The sequence below is a fragment of the Pseudomonas corni genome (assembly GCF_057128765.1).
This window is the reverse complement of the sequence record NZ_JBSKHW010000001.1, coordinates 171198-193418: the sequence shown is the minus strand read 5'-3', so window position 1 is coordinate 193418 and position 22221 is coordinate 171198. Positions and strand designations below refer to the sequence as shown.

Annotated in this window: 19 protein-coding genes; 6 read left to right on the top strand and 13 right to left on the bottom strand. The window is 58.0% G+C overall.

The genetic code is table 11. The annotated features are described in order from the left end of the window. Positions 1 to 592: 592 nt before the first annotated feature. The 5 genes from groL to ACWKV9_RS00805 form a co-directional block, all read right to left on the bottom strand. The gene (gene groL / locus ACWKV9_RS00825; protein ID WP_268797777.1) at positions 593 to 2239 is read right to left on the bottom strand and encodes a chaperonin GroEL; all 1647 of its coding nucleotides are present in this window, start codon (positions 2237 to 2239) and stop codon (positions 593 to 595) included. Positions 2240 to 2291: 52 nt separating this feature from the next. Continuing rightward, positions 2292 to 2585, bottom strand: coding sequence for a co-chaperone GroES (locus ACWKV9_RS00820; RefSeq protein WP_268797778.1), 294 nt, complete (start codon positions 2583 to 2585; stop codon positions 2292 to 2294). Positions 2586 to 2837: 252 nt separating this feature from the next. Further along, the gene (locus ACWKV9_RS00815; protein ID WP_483834193.1) at positions 2838 to 3332 is read right to left on the bottom strand and encodes an FxsA family protein; all 495 of its coding nucleotides are present in this window, start codon (positions 3330 to 3332) and stop codon (positions 2838 to 2840) included. A gap of 66 nt (positions 3333 to 3398) precedes the next feature. Next, a complete protein-coding gene (locus tag ACWKV9_RS00810; RefSeq protein ID WP_483834192.1) occupies positions 3399 to 4130 on the bottom strand; it encodes a HugZ family pyridoxamine 5'-phosphate oxidase in 732 nt (243 codons plus the stop codon). Between the two features lie 230 nt (positions 4131 to 4360). After that, the gene (locus ACWKV9_RS00805) at positions 4361 to 5368 is read right to left on the bottom strand and encodes a DUF481 domain-containing protein (RefSeq protein ID WP_483834191.1); all 1008 of its coding nucleotides are present in this window, start codon (positions 5366 to 5368) and stop codon (positions 4361 to 4363) included. A gap of 159 nt (positions 5369 to 5527) precedes the next feature. Here ACWKV9_RS00805 and ACWKV9_RS00800 point away from each other — a divergent pair, with 159 nt between their 5' ends. Together ACWKV9_RS00800 and ACWKV9_RS00795 are read left to right on the top strand one after the other, a co-directional pair. Beyond that, positions 5528 to 5896, top strand: coding sequence for an MGMT family protein (locus ACWKV9_RS00800; RefSeq protein ID WP_483834190.1), 369 nt, complete (start codon positions 5528 to 5530; stop codon positions 5894 to 5896). 42 nt (positions 5897 to 5938) lie between these two features. After that, on the top strand, positions 5939 to 7504 hold the full coding sequence (locus tag ACWKV9_RS00795) for an AmpG family muropeptide MFS transporter (RefSeq protein WP_483834189.1): 1566 nt from the start codon (positions 5939 to 5941) through the stop codon (positions 7502 to 7504). 205 nt (positions 7505 to 7709) lie between these two features. Here the strand turns inward: ACWKV9_RS00795 and ACWKV9_RS00790 are convergent, their stop codons facing one another. Together ACWKV9_RS00790 and ACWKV9_RS00785 are read right to left on the bottom strand one after the other, a co-directional pair. Next, entirely contained in the window at positions 7710 to 8561 is an 852-nt protein-coding gene (locus ACWKV9_RS00790) for a mechanosensitive ion channel family protein (protein ID WP_483834188.1), read from the bottom strand. Positions 8562 to 8698: 137 nt separating this feature from the next. Further along, positions 8699 to 9184, bottom strand: a complete 486-nt coding sequence (locus ACWKV9_RS00785) for a YajQ family cyclic di-GMP-binding protein (protein ID WP_483834187.1) — start codon at positions 9182 to 9184, stop codon at positions 8699 to 8701. Positions 9185 to 9359: 175 nt separating this feature from the next. Between ACWKV9_RS00785 and ACWKV9_RS00780 the strand changes: the two genes are divergently transcribed. The 3 genes from ACWKV9_RS00780 (at position 9360) to ACWKV9_RS00770 (ending at position 13009) form a co-directional block, all read left to right on the top strand. Next, positions 9360 to 10277 carry a putative 2-dehydropantoate 2-reductase gene (locus ACWKV9_RS00780; protein ID WP_483834186.1) on the top strand — a complete coding sequence of 306 codons (918 nt, stop codon included), beginning with the start codon at positions 9360 to 9362 and terminating at the stop codon, positions 10275 to 10277. A gap of 101 nt (positions 10278 to 10378) precedes the next feature. Then, positions 10379 to 12415 (top strand): sensor histidine kinase, encoded by a 2037-nt coding sequence (locus ACWKV9_RS00775; protein ID WP_483834185.1) that lies wholly within the window; start codon positions 10379 to 10381, stop codon positions 12413 to 12415. Positions 12416 to 12430: 15 nt separating this feature from the next. After that, a complete protein-coding gene (locus tag ACWKV9_RS00770) occupies positions 12431 to 13009 on the top strand; it encodes a cob(I)yrinic acid a,c-diamide adenosyltransferase (protein WP_483834184.1) in 579 nt (192 codons plus the stop codon). A 106-nt stretch (positions 13010 to 13115) separates the two neighbouring features. Here ACWKV9_RS00770 and ACWKV9_RS00765 read toward each other — a convergent pair whose 3' ends face one another. From ACWKV9_RS00765 to secA, 4 genes are all read right to left on the bottom strand, one after another. Further along, entirely contained in the window at positions 13116 to 14057 is a 942-nt protein-coding gene (locus tag ACWKV9_RS00765; RefSeq protein WP_483834183.1) for a Nudix family hydrolase, read from the bottom strand. 2 nt (positions 14058 to 14059) lie between these two features. Next, positions 14060 to 14686: a glutathione S-transferase family protein gene (locus ACWKV9_RS00760; RefSeq protein WP_483834182.1), complete on the bottom strand. Its 627-nt coding sequence runs from the start codon at positions 14684 to 14686 to the stop codon at positions 14060 to 14062. 236 nt (positions 14687 to 14922) lie between these two features. Continuing rightward, positions 14923 to 16140 carry a bifunctional glutamate N-acetyltransferase/amino-acid acetyltransferase ArgJ gene (argJ, locus tag ACWKV9_RS00755; protein WP_483834181.1) on the bottom strand — a complete coding sequence of 406 codons (1218 nt, stop codon included), beginning with the start codon at positions 16138 to 16140 and terminating at the stop codon, positions 14923 to 14925. A gap of 141 nt (positions 16141 to 16281) precedes the next feature. Beyond that, a complete protein-coding gene (gene secA, locus ACWKV9_RS00750; protein WP_483834180.1) occupies positions 16282 to 19023 on the bottom strand; it encodes a preprotein translocase subunit SecA in 2742 nt (913 codons plus the stop codon). A 318-nt stretch (positions 19024 to 19341) separates the two neighbouring features. On the opposite strand from secA, the gene ACWKV9_RS00745 reads away from it, so the two are divergent. After that, on the top strand, positions 19342 to 19797 hold the full coding sequence (locus ACWKV9_RS00745) for a DUF721 domain-containing protein (RefSeq protein WP_483834179.1): 456 nt from the start codon (positions 19342 to 19344) through the stop codon (positions 19795 to 19797). 190 nt (positions 19798 to 19987) lie between these two features. On the opposite strand, the gene lpxC is transcribed toward ACWKV9_RS00745, so the two are convergent. Beyond that, positions 19988 to 20899, bottom strand: coding sequence for a UDP-3-O-acyl-N-acetylglucosamine deacetylase (lpxC, locus tag ACWKV9_RS00740; RefSeq protein ID WP_331189637.1), 912 nt, complete (start codon positions 20897 to 20899; stop codon positions 19988 to 19990). 112 nt (positions 20900 to 21011) lie between these two features. Further along, positions 21012 to 22202 (bottom strand): cell division protein FtsZ, encoded by a 1191-nt coding sequence (gene ftsZ / locus ACWKV9_RS00735; protein WP_483834178.1) that lies wholly within the window; start codon positions 22200 to 22202, stop codon positions 21012 to 21014. Between the last annotated feature and the right edge of the window lie 19 nt (positions 22203 to 22221).

Below are 22221 nucleotides of genomic sequence, written 5' to 3'. Positions count from 1 at the left end.
GGTTGTGACAAAGCCCAGGACAATGCCCCAAAGCAGAAAAGCAGAAAAGCAGAAAAGCAAATGCTCTTGATCTTCACCCACGCCAGCCCAAACACCGCAAAACGCGACTTGGGTGCAGGCCGAACGCAGGCGACGCGGAGTGGGCAGCGCGGCATGGATGCCGCGCTAGCCGCCCCCGGCCATGGATGGCCGATGGCGGCGTGCCCACGGAGCGTCGCCGGAGTGAGGGAACCCGACGAAGGAGGGCCAAACCGGGAGGAAGACCTTTCGGTTACTTTTGGGGCGTTTTTGCCAAAAGTGACCCGCCGTAAGGGCGGAACCAATATCAGCCCCACCCCAAAAACCGGATATACACACAATCGCAGTACACCCGGCCCACCGCATCGCAGCCTCCCGCTGGTCGTCAGCTCCTACATGTGACTGCGTGAACCGATGCAGCTCCCGGATATACACACAATCCCAGTACACCCGACCCACCGCATCGCAGCCTCCCGCTGGTCGTCAGCTCCTACAGGGGACCGCGTTAACCTGAAAAACACCCATAAAAAAACCCCGCCGAAGCGGGGTTTTTTAACATCGGGGTGAGGCTGGCTTACATCATGCCGCCCATACCACCCATGCCGCCCATGTCTGGCATACCGCCGCCAGCTGGACCTTTGTCATCAACCACATCAGCAATCATCGCTTCGGTGGTGATCATCAGACTGGCGATCGAGGACGCAGCCTGCAGAGCAGAACGAGTCACTTTAGCCGGGTCCAGGATACCCATTTCGATCATGTCGCCGTATTCGCCGGTAGCAGCGTTGTAACCGTAGTTACCCGAACCCTGCTTAACCTTGTCGACCACAACGCTTGGCTCGTCACCGGAGTTGGCAACGATCTGGCGCAGAGGTGCTTCAACCGCACGACGCAGCAGAGCGATACCAACGTTCTGATCAGCGTTGTCGCCGCGCAGTTCGGAGATTGCCTGCAGCGAGCGAACCAGCGCTACGCCACCGCCAGGTACCACGCCTTCTTCAACGGCTGCGCGGGTTGCGTGCAGGGCGTCTTCAACGCGGGCTTTCTTCTCTTTCATTTCAACTTCGGAACCAGCGCCGACTTTGATCACTGCAACGCCGCCGGACAGCTTGGCCAGACGCTCTTGCAGTTTTTCTTTGTCGTAGTCCGAAGAAGTATCACCGATCTGCTGGCGGATCTGAGCGATACGGCCGTCGATGTCGGTACGAACGCCAGCACCGTCGATGATGGTGGTGTTTTCTTTGTTCAGCACAACGCGCTTGGCATTACCCAGGTGTTCCAGGGTAGTGGTTTCCAGGCTCAGGCCGATTTCTTCGGAGATCACGGTGCCGCCAGTCAGGACAGCGATGTCCTGCAGCATGGCCTTACGACGGTCGCCGAAGCCTGGAGCCTTGACGGCTGCGACTTTAACGATACCGCGCATGTTGTTCACAACCAGAGTCGCCAGGGCTTCGCCTTCAACGTCTTCGGCAACGATCAACAGCGGACGGCCGGCTTTGGCCACTGCTTCCAGAACTGGCAGCATTTCGCGGATGTTCGAGATCTTTTTGTCAACCAGCAGCAACAGCGGGCTGTCGAGCTCGGCAACCATGGTGTCTGGCTTGTTGATGAAGTACGGGGACAGGTAGCCACGGTCGAACTGCATGCCTTCTACAACCGACAGTTCGTTTTCCAGACCAGTGCCTTCTTCAACGGTGATAACGCCGTCTTTGGTCACTTTTTCCATGGCTTCGGCAATGATGTCGCCGATGGAATTGTCGGAGTTGGCCGAGATGGTGCCGACCTGAGCGATTGCTTTGGTGTCGGTGCAAGGCTTGGACAGTTTCTTGAGCTCAGCAACGATGGCGATGGTCGCCTTGTCGATGCCGCGCTTCAGGTCCATCGGGTTCATGCCGGCAGCGACGGCTTTCAGGCCTTCGTTGACGATGGCTTGAGCCAGAACGGTTGCAGTGGTAGTACCGTCACCAGCGTCATCGTTGGCACGGGAGGCAACGTCTTTGACCAGCTGCGCGCCCATGTTTTCAAAACGGTCTTTCAACTCGATTTCTTTGGCAACCGACACACCGTCTTTGGTGATCAGTGGAGCGCCAAAGCTTTTCTCGATGATGACGTTACGGCCCTTTGGACCCAGCGTTGCTTTTACTGCGTCAGCCAGGACGTTTACACCGGCGAGCATTTTTTTACGGCCAACGTCGCCGAACTTAACTTCTTTAGCAGCCATGATCGATATTCCTTAAATACTTTGTAGTAACGGGAAAATGCGCGGGAATCACTCAGCCTTCGACGACTGCGAGAATTTCGTTCTCGCTCATCACCAGCAGGTCTTCGCCGTCTACTTTCACAGTGTTGCTGCCGGAGTAAGGGCCGAACACCACTTTGTCACCCACTTTCACGGCCAGCGCACGAACTTCACCGTTGTCCAGAACGCGACCAGTACCGACAGCGAGGATCTCGCCACGGTTAGGTTTTTCAGCGGCCGAACCCGGCAGAACGATACCGCCAGCAGTTTTGGTTTCTTCTTCGCTGCGACGGATTACGACGCGGTCATGCAGAGGACGAAGCTTCATTGTCGATCTCCTGATTATGGTTTTTGAAGGTCCGGCGATGGCGCCGGCGAGTTTAAACATCCGGGCTTGCCGGTTACGGTTCGCGAGCGAACCGCAGAATACGGTCTGGCGAAACGCGCCAGAAACCTTGCGGTGACCCATACATAAGGGCGCACAAGCTGATTACAAGGCCAAAGCAGAAAATTTTTGTGACAGTCGCAGCCGTAAAAACAAACGCGGCACCCGAAGGCGCCGCGCAGAGTTGCTGGCCGATCACTTGTCGCGATGTTCGAACTCACCTTCGATGACTTCGCCTTCGATCACGTCCGGTTTACGCGCACCGGGACGATGCGCGCCAGGCGGTACAGGGCCACCTGCCAACGGGTCATCCGCGAATGCACGTCGGCGCGCAGCAGAGGCTTCAGCCCGCTGGCGGACCTTGACGACCAAGGCTTTGCGCGTAAACGGCAGCAGGCAGATCAAGCCGAGCACGTCACTGATGAAGCCCGGTAGCAGCAGAAGACCGCCGCCCACCGTCATCATCAAACCGTCCATCATCTGTTGTGCTGGCAACTCGCCTCGCGACAGGGCTTCACGGGCACGCAACGCCGTAGCAAAGCCTGCGACACGAATAATGAACAGCCCCAACATGGAACCTGCGACCACCAACAGGAAGGTCGCCAGGAAGCCGATGGACATTCCGACTTTCACCAGTACAAACAGCTCAAGCACCGGAAAAAGCAAAAAAAGAAACAGAAAAACACGCATCAAATGAGTTCCTCGACGGAAGAATGCCTTCCAATAAAACCTAAGTGACGTCGCAAGGTTGTGAATTCAAGCCTCAATCGTCTCAGCGGTCGGCCATTTTTCGGCGTGAGCCAGTTGCACCAAGGCCTGGCGCACTTGTGTCGGCGTATTACACGGCTCGCTAAACCCCAGCCAGTGCAGGCTGTGGCCAATTCGCAGGTGCATGCCTTCGCTGTCGATTCCCACCAGTGTGGCAGGCTCTGTCTTGGGCAAACCCGACAACTCGACGTAATGCGCGATAGCTTTGGTGTGATCTTCGTTCATGTGCTCGACCATGCTGGTTTCAGCAGCGCCCGCAAACGGGTTGGGCAACGAAACGTTGTCGAGCCAGTGAATCGCGCCAAAACCACCGATAAACCGATAACGCACCGGCACCAGCACCCAGAAATCGAAGTCATGGGCGCTGTGGTAACTCGCCGATTCCGGGAAGTAGCGGTAATAACGTTGCGCGGCGGCTTCAATCGCGGCCTCATCAGTGACCTTCGCCGCCTCGGCCATGACCGTGACTCGCCCCACGGCCTGGACATCTTCTGCCTCGCGCTCCCCCACCAACAGCGAGCATTTGTTGTCGAGCAACAGGTTGTGGGTGTGTTGGGCGATACGGCTGATCAGGATCAACGGGCGACCGTGATCGTCCAGGCAGTACGGCACCACTGAGCCGAAGGGGAAACCGGGCATCGACTTGGAATGGGTCGACAACACGCCGCGATATTCTTTGAGCAACAACTCTCGGGCTTGCCGGGCAGCTTTGGCGCTCATGGAGGGGCTCCTGAAAATGAAATCCGGCGAACGCGGAAGGAGGCGCTGGCAAATGCCAAGCGGGGATGCGAATACGATAAGCGTTATCGTTGGCGGGTGCCAGATGGGGAAATTGCAGGTTAACCAAAGTGGGAGCGGACCTGTCCGCGAAGAGGCCCGCCTATCCGATACATCTTCCGCGCCAGACAGATGGCTTTCGCGGACAGGTCCGCTCCCACAATAAAAACGTATTACCAGGCGACGCCAAACCCTGCGGTATAGCGCGTGCGGTCCAGATCACCGTCCGATGACCCGCTGATGATGTCTTTCTCAGCCTTGACGTTGAGCGAAGCCCACTCGGTAACCTTGTAACGCAGGCCGATTTCACTTTCCAGACTGTAATCCGCCACGCCACTGAGCGGCTTGCCGACTTCGCCGTTGGTGAAGAACTCGACCTTTTTACCGATCAGGTAACGGTTGTAATCCCAAGTGCCTGCAACGGAATAGAAGTTGTCCTTCTCGCCATTGGAGTATTCGAAATCAGTGCGGTTAATCAACGCACCCAGCTTGAACGCGCCCAACTCGTCATCCCAGAACTGGTAGCCAGGACCGGTACCGACCACACGCTGACGCGCCAGGTCTTCGATCGTGTCGCGCTTGTAGGTGATGCGACCGTCCCAGAACCACTTGTCAGTGATGAACCGGTCCACCGAGTATTCGGCTTCCCAGTTGTTGGTCGTGGTGATCTTGTCCTGCGCTTCGCGGTTGTACTCGCCCTTGGCGTTATGTCGCCATTGGCCGTGAGTCGCCGTGGTTTTGAACGCAATGTTGTAATCGTCGGTATCGTTTTCGGCGCGCTGGAAATCCAGGGCCGCATCGATATTGCCCTTCCAGACCAGGTCCGTGACGATTGGCTTGGGCTTCATGATCTGTTGAATACTGGCCAGATCTACCGTCTTCGGCGCATCGCCGTTGGCCAGCGTGACCTTGCCATCGTCAGCCGCTTTCAACGATTTGGAGATTTCGCCGTTGTAGGCATCTTGCTTGACCAACAAGTGCTGGTCACTCTCCAGCGTCTTGATCTCTTTCCAGTCCAGCGGGATATCGCCCGCGTACTTGGTATTGAGGAGCAATTTGCCGCCATCGAACACTTTAATCGTGCCCGTCAGCTTGTCGCCGTTCTTCAACCATACGGTATCGGCAAGCAAGGGAGTGGAGACACTGGTGATGGCAAGGCACAGCAAAGTTCTGGACAACATAGGCGGCGGTAGGGCTCGTGTTTGCGAAAAATCGGGCATTATCCATGGAGATAACGTCTAGGCAATCCAAGGACCACCAACACAGCACTCACAGACCGTAGGAAATTTCCCAAGTTCCTTGTCGAAATTTTCCACTTATCTTTTATCAGGAACGAATGCGTGACCGAACAGTCCCCCGCGCCAGAAGACCCCAGCGGCCAATCGCCCGCTGAGGCCCGGAAAACGGCGCTTTATCTCACCCTGCATCAGGTGCCGGAAGGCAAAGTCGTCAGTTATGGGCAATTGGCCGATCTTGCGGGTTTGGGACGAGCGGCACGCTTTGTTGGCCGAAGCCTGAGCCAGTTGCCGGATGGTTCGACGTTGCCCTGGCATCGGGTGGTCGGCGCAGGTGGCAAGTTGAGTTTGCTTCCCGGAACGGTTTCGGGCGAGGAGCAACGTGCTCGTTTGAGGGCCGAGGGCGTGACCATCCGTAACAATCGGATCGATATGCTGCGCCATGGCTGGCGTCCGACAGAGCACAACGGTTAGAGTGCGCCCTTTGTTTTCGTAACCTGAGGCAGATTCCAGCCCATGCCCCGCAAAACCTGGCGCGCCGCGCTCGCCGCATATGCCAGCCCGTCGACTTTTGTACTGCTGCTGCTCGGATTTGCCGCCGGCATGCCCTACATGTTGGTCTTTTCTACGCTTTCAGTGTGGTTGCGCGAAGCCGGCGTCGCCCGTGAAACCATTGGCTATGCCAGCCTCATCGGTCTGGCCTATGCATTCAAATGGGTGTGGTCCCCGCTGCTCGATCAATGGCGTCTGCCAATACTCGGGCGGCTCGGGCGTCGGCGTTCCTGGCTGGTGCTGTCTCAATCTCTGGTGATTCTCGGCCTGATCGGCATGGGTTTCTGCGATCCACAGCAGCATTTGTCCTGGCTGATCGCGATTGCCGTGGTGGTGTCGTTCTCGTCCGCCACCCAAGACATCGCCATCGACGCCTACCGCCTGGAAATCGCATCCGACAGCCAACAAGCCACCCTGGCCGCCAGCTACATGGCCGGTTATCGGGTAGCCGCGCTGCTGGCGACGGCGGGGGCTTTGTATTTCGCTGAAGGCTTCGGCTCAACCGGCTTCGCTTATAAGCATTCGGCGTGGACCGGCACCTACGTGCTGTTCGGCTTGCTGATGCTGCCAGCGCTGGTCACCACGCTGATCATGCGCGAGCCTGCGGTGCCAATGCGCACGCAGCTTTCGGCGGCGCGCTACGGCTTCATTCACCAGTTGGCGTCAGTATTCGTGCTGATCATCCTGCTGGTCTCTGTGCCAGCCATGTTCACCCAGCTCTACAACACCGATTTCGCCAGCGTGCTGTTCGAAGGCACGACCTGGAAAGACCTGCTGATGGAAGACCGCGCGTTCCTGCGCGCCATCCTCTACACCATCCTCACCACGCTGTGCCTGTCGTCCATCGGCAGGCGGGGTCTGGCGCCGGTCCTTACCCCCATCAACGACTTCATCCTGCGCTACCGCTGGCAAGCGTTCCTGCTGCTCGGCCTGATCGCCACCTATCGCATGTCCGATACGGTCATGGGCGTCATGGCCAACGTGTTCTATATCGATCAGGGGTTCACCAAGGATCAGATCGCCAGCGTCAGCAAGATTTTTGGCCTGATCATGACCCTCGTCGGCGCCGGGTTCGGCGGCCTGTTGATTGTGCGTTTTGGCATCTTGCCGATTTTGTTCATCGGCGGCATGACGTCTGCGTCCACCAATTTGCTGTTTCTGATGCTGGCCGACATGGGCCCGAACCTGAAGATGCTGATCGTGACGATCTCGCTGGATAACTTCAGCTCGGGGCTCGCGACGTCAGCCTTCGTGGCGTACCTGTCGAGCCTGACCAACCTCAAGTTCTCGGCCACGCAATACGCCCTGCTCAGCTCGATCATGCTGTTGCTGCCGCGCTTGATCGGCGGGTATTCAGGGGTGATGGTTGAGAAGCTTGGCTACCACAACTTCTTCCTGGCGACCGCTCTGATGGGCGTACCGACCTTGCTGATGATTGCCCTGCACTGGGTTCAGGAATCGCGCAAGGACAAGCTGATCGAGGACGCCAAGGCACTGCCGACGCAAACGCCGGTGAATGATCAGCCCTGACGTGCGCCGCTAAACCTGTAGGAGCGCGCTTGCCCGCGATGTGATGTTCGAGCCAATAAAGATGTGTTGGTTCACCATCATCTTCGCGAGCAAGCTCCCTCCCACAATAGGTAGCCAGCCAGATGTTTGATGAGCGCCGTTCGAGTGCACAGCAAAAGGCCCCGTGCTTTCTCAAGCCGGGGCCTTTCGTTTGATGCGGTACTGATTACTTCATCGCAGCGTCTTCCTGCACCACACGAATCACTCGTTGCGGGAACGGGATGTCGATGTTGGCGGCACGCAAACGGTCGCGGGCTTCGGCGTTGAAGCGATTCGAAACTTCACCGAAATCGCCGGTTTTGGTCCAGACCCGCAGCGACACAGTGATCGAGCTGTCGCCCAACGCAGCAACCACGGCCTGCGGCGCCGGGTCCTGGAGCACGCGCGGATCATCGGCCATGTCCAGCAGCACTTGCATCGCCTGCTTCAGATCCGCCTCGTAATCCACACCCACGTCAAAGGTGATCTTGCGCGTCGGCTGACGATTGGTGTTGGTGATGATGCCGTTGGACAGGTTGCCGTTTGGCAGGATCACGGTCTTGTTGTCGCCGGTGCGCAGCACAGTGTGGAAAATCTGGATGCTATCGACCGTGCCGGAAACACCTTGCGCTTCGATCCAGTCGCCAATGCGAAACGGGCGAAACAACAGAATCAACACCCCGCCAGCGAAGTTAGCCAGGCTGCCTTGCAGCGCCAGACCAATCGCCAGACCGGCCGCACCGATGGCTGCAACAAAGGACGTGGTTTCCACCCCGATCATCGAGGCCACGCTGACGATCAGCAGGATCTTCAGAATGACGTTCGCCAGGGTGCTGATGAAGCCCTGCAGCGCCAGATCGGCATGACGCAACGCCAGTAACGCGCCTATCTTGCTGGTCAGGCGGTTGATCAGCCACCAGCCGACGGTCAATGTCACCAATGCCAGCAGCACGCGGCTGCCGTACTCCATGATCATCGGGATCCAGGCCTGGGAGGCCTTGACCAGATGATCCACCTGATTTTCCAGGTTCAACTCCATCGATGTCTCCTTGCTCATAAAACAATTGACCGAAATAACGACAATCAGATGCGCGTTATTTCGGTCAGGCTCAGCCCTCCGACGCCCGCAAAACCCTTAGGTTCCCGGCGAACGGCAGCGCTGGCAGGATTGGGCAATCAATCGCGGAAGTTGTTGTACTGCAGCGGCATGCCGAATTCGTGACCGCGCAACACGGCCATCGCTTCTTGCAAATCGTCACGCTTCTTGCCGGTCACGCGCACTTGCTCGCCTTGAATGGCGGCCTGGACCTTGAGCTTGGCGTCCTTGATATGAGCGACGATCTTCTTCGCCAGCTCCTTGTCGATGCCTTCTTTGAGCGTGGCTTCCTGCTTCATCAGCTTGCCCGAGGCGAACGGGTCTTTGGTCTCCAGGCACTGCACGTCGATCTTGCGTTTGACCAGAGCAAGCTTGAGGATTTCAAGCATCGCTTCCAGCTGGAAGTCAGCCTCGGCGGTCAGGGTGATCGCCAGGTCCTTTTCCTTGAATTCGAAGCTGCCTTTGCCTTTGAGGTCGTACCGACGATCGAGCTCTTTGATGGCATTATCGACGGCATTAGTGACTTCGTGTTTATCCAGCTCCGACACTACGTCGAACGAGGGCATGTAAATTCTCCAATTGAACGGCGCGGCTCAGCCTGTAGATGGAGCGCGCCTGACTTGACGTTATGAAAGCCCGGTCATTATAACGAGACTTTTCCTACCTTCACTGTGAGCCTTTGATGTCGATGTCGGTTTCCTTTATTTCGCCTTTGATCTGTCCTTCAGGGCGTGACTGCTGATGCCAGCCGTCTGGCATATTCTCGGCGCGGGCAGTCTGGGGAGTTTGTGGGCCACGCGCCTGTTTCGCGCGGGTCTCCCGGTGCAGTTGATCGTCCGGGATGCAGCGCGACTGGCGGCCTATCAAGCAAAAGGCGGGCTGACCCTGAACGAAAAGGACCAGCGTCATACCTACGCCATCCCGGCACAAATCCCACGCAGCGATGAGCCGATTCAACGTTTGCTGGTGGCATGCAAGGCCTATGACGCTGAGCAGGCGGTTTTAAGCGTTGCATCACGCCTCGCGCCCGGTGCAGACGTGTTGTTGCTGCAAAACGGCCTGGGAAGCCAGGACGCAGTAGCCGCTTGCATTCCGGCCGCTCGTTGCATCTCGATTTCCAGCACCGAAGGTGCGTTTCTTGATCAGGATTTCAGCGTGGTCTTCGCAGGCCAGGGTTTCAACTGGCTGGGCGATCCAGCCGACCCAACGCCGCCCGACTGGCTAGACCAATTGCAAACCGCTGGCATCGCCCATGAGTGGGCCCCGGACATCCTGAGCCGCCTGTGGCGCAAGCTGGCATTCAATTGCGCGATCAATCCGCTGACCGTGTTGTACGGCTGTCGCAACGGCGGCTTGCTCGAACATGATGCTGAAGTCGCAACGCTGTGCGCAGAGCTGGTCCGAGTGCTGGAGTGCTGCGGCCAGCCAGCGGCAGCGTTCGACCTGCACGCCGATGTATTGCGCGTGATTCAGGCGACGGCGGCCAATTACTCATCGATGTACCAGGATGTCGTGCAAAAACGCCGCACGGAGATCAGTTACCTGCTGGGCCATGTCTGCGCCGCTGCGGCGCGTCATCAATGTCCGGCCCCGGCGTTGAATCGGTTGCGCGAACGCCTCATCAACCATCTGAGCCTGCACGGCCTGCGCATCGACTGACGACCGCGCTCACTGAGGACGAGCAAATGTGCGTCGCGGGTTTTCGCGGGAACTGAACAGCGCTACCCTGCCTGTTCCTCATCTGCCTGTGATCGCGCCCCATGCCCTTGCGCCAACGCCTGGAAAACCTGCCGGTCGGCCAAAAGCTGCTGGCCGCCCTTTTGGTCCTGCTGACCACTGTGTTGGTGGTCGCAAACCTGACGTTCATCAGCGCCGCTTATTACATCTCCCAGGAAGCAATGGCCCCGCAGGCGTTGCAGACCATTGGCCGGCTGATCAGCAACCCAAGCCTGTCGGCCCAGGCCCTGGCCTCCCCTGCCAATAGCCAGGCGCTGCTCAAGGAACTGAAGAACTACGGGCCTCTGCGCGCCGCAGCGTTGTACGACGCCGATGGCAATCGTCTGGCGCAAGTCCAACAGGGTGACAAACTCAGGCTTCCCGACCACTTCCGCAATCTGGAAACCTGGCGCATCACCGAGTTTCGCAATACCCAGGTCATTCCGGTCCCCAAACCCGATGGCGCGCAGGGCCATTTGCTGCTGGTCGCCAGTAGCGAACTGCCCACTGCGTTCTACACCGGCACGCTCACCGCCAGCCTTGGGATTCTGATTTTCAGCGTGTTGCTGTGGGCGGGCGTGGCGCGGCAAATTCGTCGCTTCATCACCGAGCCCATTTACCAGCTCGAAGACCTGTCGCGACGCGTTACTCGCGAAGAAAACTACGCGCTGCGTGCAGAGCCCGGCAACCACGATGAAATCGGCAGTCTGGCCGAAGCGTTCAACACCATGCTGTCGCGTATGGAAGCTCGCGAGCAGCAACTCAAACGCGCCCGCGACGACTCCCAGGATGCCTACGATCAAGCGCAGGGTCTGGCCGAAGAAACCCGCCACACCAACCGCAAGCTGGAGCTGGAAGTCCAGGTGCGCAGCAAGATCGAGAAGAAGCTCACCGGTTTCCAGAATTACCTCAACAGCATCATTGACTCGATGCCGTCAGCACTGATTGCGCTGGATGAACAGCTGTACGTCACGCAATGGAATCAGGAAGCCGGGGCGCTTTCCGGCACGCCGCTGGACGAGGCGCTGAATCAGCCGATCTTCCTGGCCTTCCCGCCCATGAAGTCGTTTCTGCCGCAGATCAAGCAAACCGTTGAGCGCCATACCGTGACCAAGATCGAGCGGGTGACCTGGGTCAAGGGCGACGAATCGCGGCACTACGCCCTGACTTTCTACCCGCTCACCGGTGGTGCGGGGCGTGGCGTGGTGATCCGCATCGACGACATCACGCAGCGTCTGTCGCTGGAAGAAATGATGGTGCAGTCCGAGAAGATGCTTTCGGTGGGCGGCCTCGCGGCTGGCATGGCGCACGAAATCAATAATCCATTGGGCGCGATCCTGCATAACGTGCAGAACATTCGTCGGCGCCTGTCGCCCGAACTTCCGAAGAATCTGGAGCAGGCCGAGCAGGATGGGGTCGAGCTGACAGCGGTCAATCAGTATCTGAATGCGCGAGAAGTGCCCAAACTGCTCGACGGCATTCAACAGGCAGGCGCGCGGGCGGCGAAAATCGTCAGCCACATGCTCAGTTTCAGCCGTCGCAGCAACCGCGAAATGGCCCCCTGTGACCTGCCCGCGCTGATCGATCAGGCGGTAGAAATCGCCAGCAACGACTTCGACCTCACCATCGGTTTCGATTTCAAAGGCCAGAACATCACGCGCCAGTTTGATCCCGAGCTTGGCCCGGTCCCCGGCACTGCCAACGAGCTGGAACAGGTGCTGCTCAATCTGCTGAAAAACGCAGCGCAAGCCATCCACCAACGGCCGGAAGACAGCGAGCCGGGGCGAATCACGCTACGCACACGTTTGAACCCGCCATGGGCCGAAATCCAAGTGGAAGACAACGGCATTGGCATGTCCGAAAGCGTGCGTAAACGCACCTTCGAGCCGTTCTTCACCACCAAGGAAATCGGGCAGGGAACTGGTCTTGGCCTGTCGGTTTCGTATTTCATCATCACCAACAATCACAAGGGCCAGATGGAAGTGCAGTCGAGCCTCGGTCAAGGCACGTGCTTCACCTTGCGCTTGCCGCTGGCGGGCAGCCAGATCAGCGCGCCGGCTCAAGTCATCAGTCCGTTGTAACCAGGAGATTCCAACATGGGTTTTCGCTTGTCGAAGATTTACACACGCACAGGCGACAAGGGTGAAACCGGCCTGGGCGACGGCCGTCGGGTGCCCAAAGACCATCCTCGCGTCGAAGCAATGGGTGAGGTGGATACGCTCAACAGTCAGTTGGGTGTGCTGCTCGCAGGGCTGGCCGATAACGTGGCACAGACACCCGGCTTGCAGGAGGTGATCGATGTGCTGACTTCGTGTCAGCATCGGTTGTTCGATCTGGGCGGCGAGCTGGCGATGCCGGAATATCAGGCGCTGAACGCGGCGGAAATCGAACGGCTGGAAGCAGCGATCGACCTGTGGAACGAAGAGCTGGGGCCGCTGGAGAATTTCATTCTGCCCGGCGGTTCAGCGCTGATTGCTCAAGCCCATGTCTGCCGCAGCCTGGCGCGCACTGCCGAGCGCCGTTGTCAGCACTTGAATGCGGTCGAGCCGTTGGCCGGGGTTGGGCTGGCGTATATCAATCGGTTGTCGGACTTGTTGTTCGTCGCCGCCAGGATGATTGCGCGGCGTCAGGGGATTGCTGAGATTTTGTGGGTAGCGGCGAAAAAACCTGATTAGCGCAAACCTGTTGGAGCGAGGCTTGCCCGCGAAGCTGACGACACGGTGTAACAGATAGTCCACGTCGTTAACTTCGCGGGCAAGCCTCGCTCCAACACATCAGAAACTACTCAGGCCAAAACGCGCGAATCCCGGCCACGCCTTGCGCGCCGATGTCCCACGCGCGCTGACGGTCATTCGGCCCTACTCCGCCCAGCAAAAACACCGGTTTGCTGAAACCCTGAATCAACTCACTCGCCTGCTCCCAGCCCAAGGGCTGCGCATCAGGGTGAGTCTGGGTCTTCTGCACCGGAGAAAGCGTGACGAAATCCACGCCCATCAATTCAGCCAGCTCCAGCTCTTCAGCGTTATGACACGAAGCGGCCAGCCAACGATCGGCAGGCAGCGGTCGCCCATTGGCCGCGTGCTTGCGCAGTTGCGCCGATGTCGCGTGCCAGCCTGCCGCCGGGAAATCTCCCAGCCATTCGAACGGACCTTTGAGCATCAAGCTCGCCTTGCTAGCGCACAGGCCCACTGCGTCCACCGCGATGTCGCGATACTTGGGGTCGTACATGTTCGGCGCACGCAACTGAATCAGCTTGATCCCACCTGCCACGGCTTTCTGAATGCCTTGCAGCAACTGCGGGGTTTCCAGACCGTCCGGCGTGATCAGGTATTCGCCCGGCAAACGTGCTGCCGCGACGATAGGCTGATTGGCCGCCGGGAAATCATACTCAGGAAGCTCACGGCTGCTGACCCACGCCAAGGGCTGGCCCTCCGCGCCGTGGGGTTCACCCGTGAATGACGACACTTCCCACACATCCAACAGAACTTGCTTGTCGGGATAATCGTGCTTGACCTTGATCAGCGGGCGCGCAGCAATGACCACGATACCCAGCTCTTCCTGAAGCTCACGGGCAAGTGCGGCCTGAACGGCTTCGCCGGGCTCGACCTTGCCGCCTGGAAACTCCCACAGGCCGCCCTGATGTTGGCTATCGGCACGCCGGGCGATGAGAATTTTGCCGTTGGCGCCACGAATGACCGCCGCAGCGACATGGACTCGTTTCACAATCAACCCTCCTCCAGACCCGCCTGTTGCCAGCGCTTGAAAGCAGGCCATTGGTAAATGGTGTCGACGTAGGCTGCTGCTGCAGCGGGCAGTTCCACGCGGTAAGTGCGTAGACGAACCGCCACCGGGGCAAAAAACGCATCGACGATGCTGGGCTTGCCAAACAGAAACGGGCCTTGCTCGGTCGACGCCGCACGGCATTCGGTCCACAACGCAACCACACGCTCGATGTCGTCCTGAGTGTCGACCGAAATCACTTCGAGCGCCTGGTCACGGCGCAGGTCCATGGGCATGTGCGAACGCAGGCTGGTGAAGCCGCTGTGCATCTGCGCACAAGCCGAGCGTGCTTGCGCCCGCGCGGCAGGATCACTCGGCCAGAGATCGGCCTTGGGGAAAAGCTCGGCCAGGTACTCGCAGATCGCCAGGGAATCGACAATCGTGCCGTGTTCGCTGATCAGTGCGGGCACCTTGCCGGTTGGCGAATGCTGAAGAATCTGCGCACGGGTGTCGGGTTTGTTGAGCGCAATGATCTGCTCGGTGAACGGCGCACCGATCGTTTCCAGCACCAGCCAGGGGCGCATGGACCAGGAGGAGTAGCGTTTGTCGCCGATGATCAGGTGCAGGCTCATGGTTTAGCTCCGTTATGTGATCGTCGCACTTTGCAGGAACGAACGTGTTCGCGAGGCGGTGTGCCTGACAGACCGAATCAAGCGCTCGCCAACAAGTTGGCTCCTACAGAATAAGGTGGTATCTGACACGCCGCGTCTGACTTTCCCTGTAGGAGCGAACGTGTTCGCGAGGCGGTGTGCCTGACAGACAGCGTTAGCCTCTGGCCAACAAGTTGGCTTCTACAGGACAGGGTGCTTTACGTGCGGTATTCCGCGTTGATCTTCACGTATTCGTGGGACAAATCGGTGGTCCAGATGGTTTCGCTGCAATCACCACGACCCAACTCGATGCGGATGGTGATTTCGGCTTCGGCCATCACCGCAGAACCCTGCTCTTCGGTGTAAGTCGTGGCGCGGCAACCCTGGCTCGCGATGCACACGCCGCTCAGGAATACGTCGATCTTGCTCACGTCCAGATCCGGCACGCCCGCACGGCCGACCGCAGCCAGGATACGACCCCAGTTCGGATCGGAGGCAAACAGTGCAGTCTTGATCAGCGGCGAATGCGCCACCGCGTAACCGACGTCCAGGCATTCCTGATGATTGCCGCCGCCGTTCACTTCCACGGTCACGAACTTGGTCGCACCTTCGCCATCACGCACGATGGCCTGAGCGACTTCCATGCACACGTCGAACACCGCACGCTTGAGCGCATCGAACAGCGGGCCTTTGGCTTCGGTTACTTCAGGCAGATCGGCCTGGCCGGTTGCAATCAGCATGCAGCAGTCATTGGTCGAGGTGTCGCCGTCGATGGTGATACGGTTGAACGACTTGTTCGCGCCATCCCGGATCAGGTCCTGCAACACGCTTTTGGACACTTTGGCGTCGGTCGCGATGTAGCCGAGCATGGTCGCCATGTTCGGACGAATCATGCCCGCACCTTTGCTGATGCCGGTCACGGTGACCGTCACGCCATCGATCTGGAACTGGCGGCTCGCGCCCTTGGGCAGTGTGTCAGTGGTCATGATCCCGGTCGCCGCAGCGGCCCAGTTATCCACAGACAAATCATCCAGAGCCGCTTGCAGCGCGCCTTCGATCTTTTCCACAGGCAACGGTTCGCCGATCACGCCGGTGGAGAACGGCAGCACAGCACTGGCGTCGACGCCGGTCAGTTCAGCCAGTTTTGCAGTAGTGCGTTCGGCGGCGAGCAAACCCGGTTGACCGGTCCCTGCGTTGGCGTTGCCGGTATTGGTCAGCAGATAACGCACGGTGCCTTGGGTGCGTTGCTTGGACAAAATCACCGGCGCTGCGCAGAACGCATTGAGGGTGAACACGCCCGCTACGGTAGAACCTTCGGCGCAGCGCATGACGACAATGTCTTTGCGCCCCGGACGTTTGATGCCAGCAGACGAAATACCGAGTTCAAAACCGGGAACCGGGTGCAGCGTCGGCAAAGGACCAAGACCAACAGCCATGAAGTGCGCTCCTTGAGAATTACCTGTGCCGTCTGGCAGCACGCCAGTACGACTCGATCGATTGAAAAACGCCGCGACGGGTAAGCCGGTCGCGGCGTGATGTTGTATCAGTTCAACTAGAGCAACTCAGCAGCACATGTCTTAGTTGATCTGACCATGACAATGCTTGAATTTCTTGCCCGAACCACACCAGCACAATTCGTTGCGACCTTGCTTCTGGTCGTTGCGAACAGGGACAGAAGCCACGGCAACGTCTTCACCGTCTTCGGCCAGCAGCGCTTGCGGCTGGTCCAGACCCGGTGCCTCGTCGTGCTGGAACTGCATGCGCGCCGCCAGTTCTTCGGCTTCGCGGCGCAGACGTGCCTCTTCTTCGGCCTGATCTTCGCGGCGAACCTGAACGTGCGAAAGCACACGGATGGTGTCGCGCTTGATCGAGTCCAGCAGTTCCTGGAACAGGGTGAACGACTCGCGCTTGTATTCCTGTTTCGGGTTCTTCTGCGCGTAGCCGCGCAAGTGAATGCCGTGACGCAGGTGGTCCATGGTCGACAGGTGGTCTTTCCACAAGTCATCGACTACGCGCAGCAAGATCTGCTTCTCGAAGCTGCGCAATGCATCGGCGCTGGCCTGGTCTTCCTTCTCGGTGTAAGCCGACATGATGGCTTCCAGGAGTTTCGGACGCAGAGTGTCTTCGTGCAGGTGATCGTCTTCGTCGAGCCATTGCTGGATCGGCAGCTTCACACCGAAATCGCTGTTCAACGCAGCTTCCAGACCGGCAACGTCCCACTGTTCTGGCAACGACTGTGGCGGGATGTGCGCGCTGATGGTGCTGTCGAGGACTTCTTCGCGGAACTCGGCAATGGTGTCACCAATGTTCTCAGCAGCCAGCAGGCTGTTGCGCATGTGGTAGATCACTTTACGTTGTTCGTTGGAAACGTCATCGAACTCTAGCAGTTGCTTACGGATATCGAAGTTACGGCCTTCAACCTTGCGCTGCGCCTTCTCGATCGCGTTGGTCACCATGCGGTGCTCGATCGCTTCGCCGGACTGCATGCCCAGCGCTTTCATGAAGTTCTTCACCCGATCAGAGGCAAAGATGCGCATCAGGCTGTCTTCCAGCGACAGGTAGAAGCGGCTCGAACCGGTGTCGCCCTGACGACCGGCACGACCACGCAACTGGTTGTCGATACGGCGTGATTCGTGACGCTCGGAGGCAATTACGTGCAGGCCGCCCGCCTCGATAACTTGCTGATGACGCTTCTGCCAGTCCGCCTTGATCTGTGCGATCTGCTCAGGGGTCGGGTCTTCGAGGCTCGCGACTTCAACTTCCCAGTTACCGCCCAACAGAATGTCGGTACCGCGACCGGCCATGTTGGTGGCGATGGTCAGCGCACCAGGACGACCTGCCTGGGCAATGATCTCGGCTTCTTTTTCGTGGAACTTGGCGTTCAGAACCTTGTGCTCGATGCCTTCCTTGTTCAACAGGCGGGACATGTGCTCGGAGGTTTCGATGGTCGCAGTACCCACCAGCACCGGACGATTCTCGGCCATGCAGGCCTTGATGTCGGTGACGATAGCGGCGTACTTCTCTTCCGCCGTCAGGTACACCAGGTCGTTGAAGTCTTTACGCGCCAACGCTTTGTTCGGCGGAATGACCATCACTGCCAGGGTGTAGATCTGGTGGAATTCGAACGCTTCGGTGTCGGCTGTACCGGTCATACCGGACAGTTTGTTGTAGAGACGGAAATAGTTCTGGAACGTGGTCGAAGCCAGGGTCTGGCTTTCGGCCTGAATATTCAGACCTTCCTTCGCTTCGATGGCCTGGTGCAGACCTTCGGACAGACGACGCCCCGGCATAGTACGGCCGGTGTGCTCGTCGACCAGCAGGATTTGACCGTCCTGAACGATGTACTCGACATTGCGATTGAACAGTTTGTGCGCACGAAGCCCGGCGTAAACGTGAGTCAGCAGACCCAGGTTATGCGCCGAGTACAGGCTCTCGCCGACAGCCAGCAGGCCGACTTCGGTGAGCATTTCTTCGATGAACTGGTGACCGGATTCGTTCAGCTCGACCTGACGAGACTTCTCGTCGATGGTGAAGTGACCTTGTTTGGTAACCACGCCTTCCACTTCCTCGATGTGTTGCTCGAGTTTAGGGATCAGCTTGTTGATTTCGGTGTACAGCTTGGAGCTGTCTTCAGCCTGACCGGAGATGATCAGCGGCGTACGCGCCTCATCGATCAGGATGGAGTCGACTTCGTCGATCACGGCAAAATTGAGCTCGCGCTGGAACTTGTCTTCCATGCTGAAAGCCATGTTGTCGCGCAGGTAATCGAAACCGAATTCGTTGTTGGTGCCGTAGGTGATGTCCGACGCGTAAGCGGCACGTTTCTCTTCAGGCGGCTGGAAAGGCGTGACAACGCCGACAGTCAAACCAAGGAATTCGTACAGCGGGCGCATCCAGTTGGCATCACGACGAGCCAGGTAGTCGTTCACGGTCACAACGTGCACGCCCTTGCCGGACAGCGCGTTGAGGTACACCGCCAGTGTCGCCACCAGGGTTTTACCTTCACCGGTACGCATTTCGGCAATCATGCCTTCGTGCAGGGTGTTGCCACCGATGAGCTGTACGTCGAAGTGACGCATACCCATGACGCGCTTGCCCGCTTCCCGAGCAACCGCAAAGGCTTCCGGGAGGAGCTGATCGAGGGTCTCACCTTTGGCTAAGCGGGCCTTGAACTCTTCGGTCTTGGCACGCAATTGCTCGTCCGAAAGGGCCACCATTTGCTCTTCGAAGGCATTGACGAGTTGAACCGTCTTGAGCATGCGCTTTACTTCGCGCTCGTTCTTGCTTCCAAAAAGTTTTTTTAACAAAGGCGCAAACATATCGACAGGATCTTCCACACATAGAGATGGAGGGCGGCCCCGTGAGTCGCCCGTGCAGCCCTCATGGCCGCATGCGAACGAGCATTCTACCCGGAAATGGTGGTGAGGAAAGTGGCGTTATTCCACGATGCTGGCACAGCGCTGTTGCGGGGCAGAAATACAATAGGGTCTTTTTGGACGACTTCAACCCATAGCACAAAGAAGTTTGATTAATGTTTCTTCATTGTGTAAGCGGGTAAATGCGTCGAACACCCAGACTTGCCGGGGGAAAACTTCGCTTTCTGCTACCATGGCGCCTTGTTCTGAGAGGCATACAACATGGCATTTCGTCCTTTGACGGCGCGTGCACCGGCCGTTTTGTTGCGTGAAGCGAAGCCGCTCAAAGCCATTTTCAGTCATGCGCAACGTCTTGGACATCTGCAACGACTGCTAGAAAGTCAGCTGCAACCGGCGGCGCGTGAGCACTGTCACGTGGCGTCGTGGCGCGAAGGCAGCTTGCTGCTGATCGTGACCGATGGCCATTGGGCAACCCGTCTGCGTTATCAACAAAAGCGCCTGCAGCGTCAGTTGCTGGCATTCGACGAGTTTGGCAGCCTGACGCGCATTCTCTTCAAGGTACAACCTCCTACGGTTCAGCGGGGCGCAGCGGGTCATACGATGGATCTGTCGATTGCGGCAGCCGAAAGCATTCAAGCCACGGCTGAGGGAATAACCGATCCCAAGTTAAAGGCCGCGCTGGAGCGATTGGCAGCCCACGCCAAGCCCAAGACCTGACGCCGACCTGACCTGACCTGACCTGACCTGACCTGACCTGTAGGAGCGAACTTGTTCGCGAGACGTGCGACGCGGTTTCTCGGGAAAACGTCTCGCGAACAAGTTCGCTCCTACAGAAAAGCCCATGATCAGGGCATAAAAAAGCCACCCGAAGGTGGCTTAAAAAAACAAAACAAGGAAGAGAGACTTTTTACACCGCCGCAACCGGGCGCATGTAAGAGATCGGTGCGGTGCTCGCATCTTCAAAGGTCACGACTTCCCAAGCGTCTTTCTGTGCGATCAAAGCGCGCAGCAAGCGGTTGTTCAGGCCATGTCCGGATTTGAAGCCGCGATACTCGCCGATCAGGCTGTTGCCCAAAAGATAAAGATCACCGATGGCATCCAGAATCTTGTGTTTCACGAATTCGTCCTCATACCGCAGGCCGTCTTCGTTCAACACACCATCCTTGTCTACGACGATTGCGTTTTCAACGCTGCCGCCGAGTGCGAGGTTGTGTTTGCGCAAGTATTCGATGTCTTTCATGAAGCCGAACGTACGGGCGCGGCTCACTTCTTTTACAAACGAAGTGCTGGAGAAATCCACGCTTGCGCTTTGTGTACGGTTTTTCAGGAACGGGTGGTCGAAATCGATCTCGAAACTCACCTTGAAACCTTCGAACGGCACGAACTTGGCGTATTTGCCTTCGTCCTCTACACACACTTCTTTCAGGATACGAATGAATTTCTTCGGTGCGTCCTGTTCTTCCAGGCCAGCCGATTGAATCAGGAATACGAAGGGACCTGCGCTGCCGTCCATGATCGGAACTTCGGAGGCAGAGAGTTCAACGTAGGCGTTATCGATGCCCAGGCCAGCCAGCGCCGAAAGCAAGTGTTCAACCGTATCGACCTTTACATCACCATTGAACAGAGTCGTTGAAAGCGTGGTGTCTCCAACGTTCTCTGCAAAGGCGTTGATCTGCACGACCGGATCGAGGTCGGTACGGAAAAACACAATGCCGGTGTTCACAGGCGCAGGTTTGAGGGTCAGGTATACCTTTTCCCCCGAGTGCAGGCCGATACCTGTGGCACGGATAATATTCTTCAGGGTGCGTTGTTTAATCATGGCATTGGCCGCTTCAGCGCATATCGCGAATTAGTATCAACAAAGGCTGGCGATGATAGCAGACCTCGCCTTTGCTGAACACCAATCACCCTTATACCCCTGATAGAACCCATTAATCAGCCTGACGACGCAGGAAGGCTGGAATATCCAGGTAATCCAAGTCATCGTGCGGATTCATTTTCGCAGCCGATGTTGCGCCGGCGTGTGCCTGATTGCGCATCACAGTCGGACGGTCCAGATCACGGTAGTTCACCGCTGGCTGCTCCTGACGCGCGCTATGTTGCTGCGAAGGTGCGGCCTGAGTGGTCTGCATGGTGTTGTCGATGACCTTAACAGGCTTCTCGATTTTCGCGCCCAGGCCAGTGGCAACCACAGTCACGTGCAACTCGTCACGCATGTCCGGATCGATAACAGTACCGACCTTGACCATGGCGTGCTCAGAAGCGAACGCTTCGATGATGCTACCCACGTCCGAGTACTCACCCAGAGACAGGTCAGGACCGGCAGTAATGTTGACCAGAATGCCGCGAGCACCCTGCAGGTTGACGTCTTCGAGCAGCGGGTTGCGGATGGCCGCTTCCGTTGCTTCGCGTGCACGGTTCGGACCGCTTGCGCAGCCAGTACCCATCATCGCCATGCCCATTTCGGACATCACGGTACGCACGTCGGCGAAGTCGACGTTGATCATGCCTGGACGCTTGATGATGTCGGAGATACCGCGAACGGCACCGGCCAGTACATCGTCTGCCTTGGCGAAAGCCGACAGCAGGCTTGCGTCTTTACCCAGAATGGTCAGCAGTTTCTCGTTGGGAATGGTGATCAACGAGTCAACGCTTTCGGACAACATGCGGATGCCTTCATCGGCGATCTGCATGCGCTTGCGACCTTCGAACGGGAACGGACGGGTCACCACCGCAACGGTGAGAATGCCCATTTCCTTCGCCACTTCGGCGATGATCGGTGCAGCACCGGTACCGGTACCGCCACCCATGCCAGTGGTGATGAAAACCATGTTGGTGCCCTGCAGAACTTCTGCAATGCGCTCACGATCTTCCAGTGCAGCCTGACGGCCGACTTCAGGGTTGGCGCCAGCGCCAAGACCTTTGGTCACGCCTGTGCCCAGTTGCAGGATGGTCCGCGCACCGATGTTTTTCAGCGCTTGGGCATCAGTGTTGGCGCAGATGAACTCGACGCCTTCAATGTTGCTTTTGACCATGTGATTGACAGCATTGCCGCCGCCACCGCCAACGCCGATAACTTTGATTACCGGGCTTTGTGGGATGTTGTCTACGAGCTCGAACATGTTCCCTCTCCTTCACTTC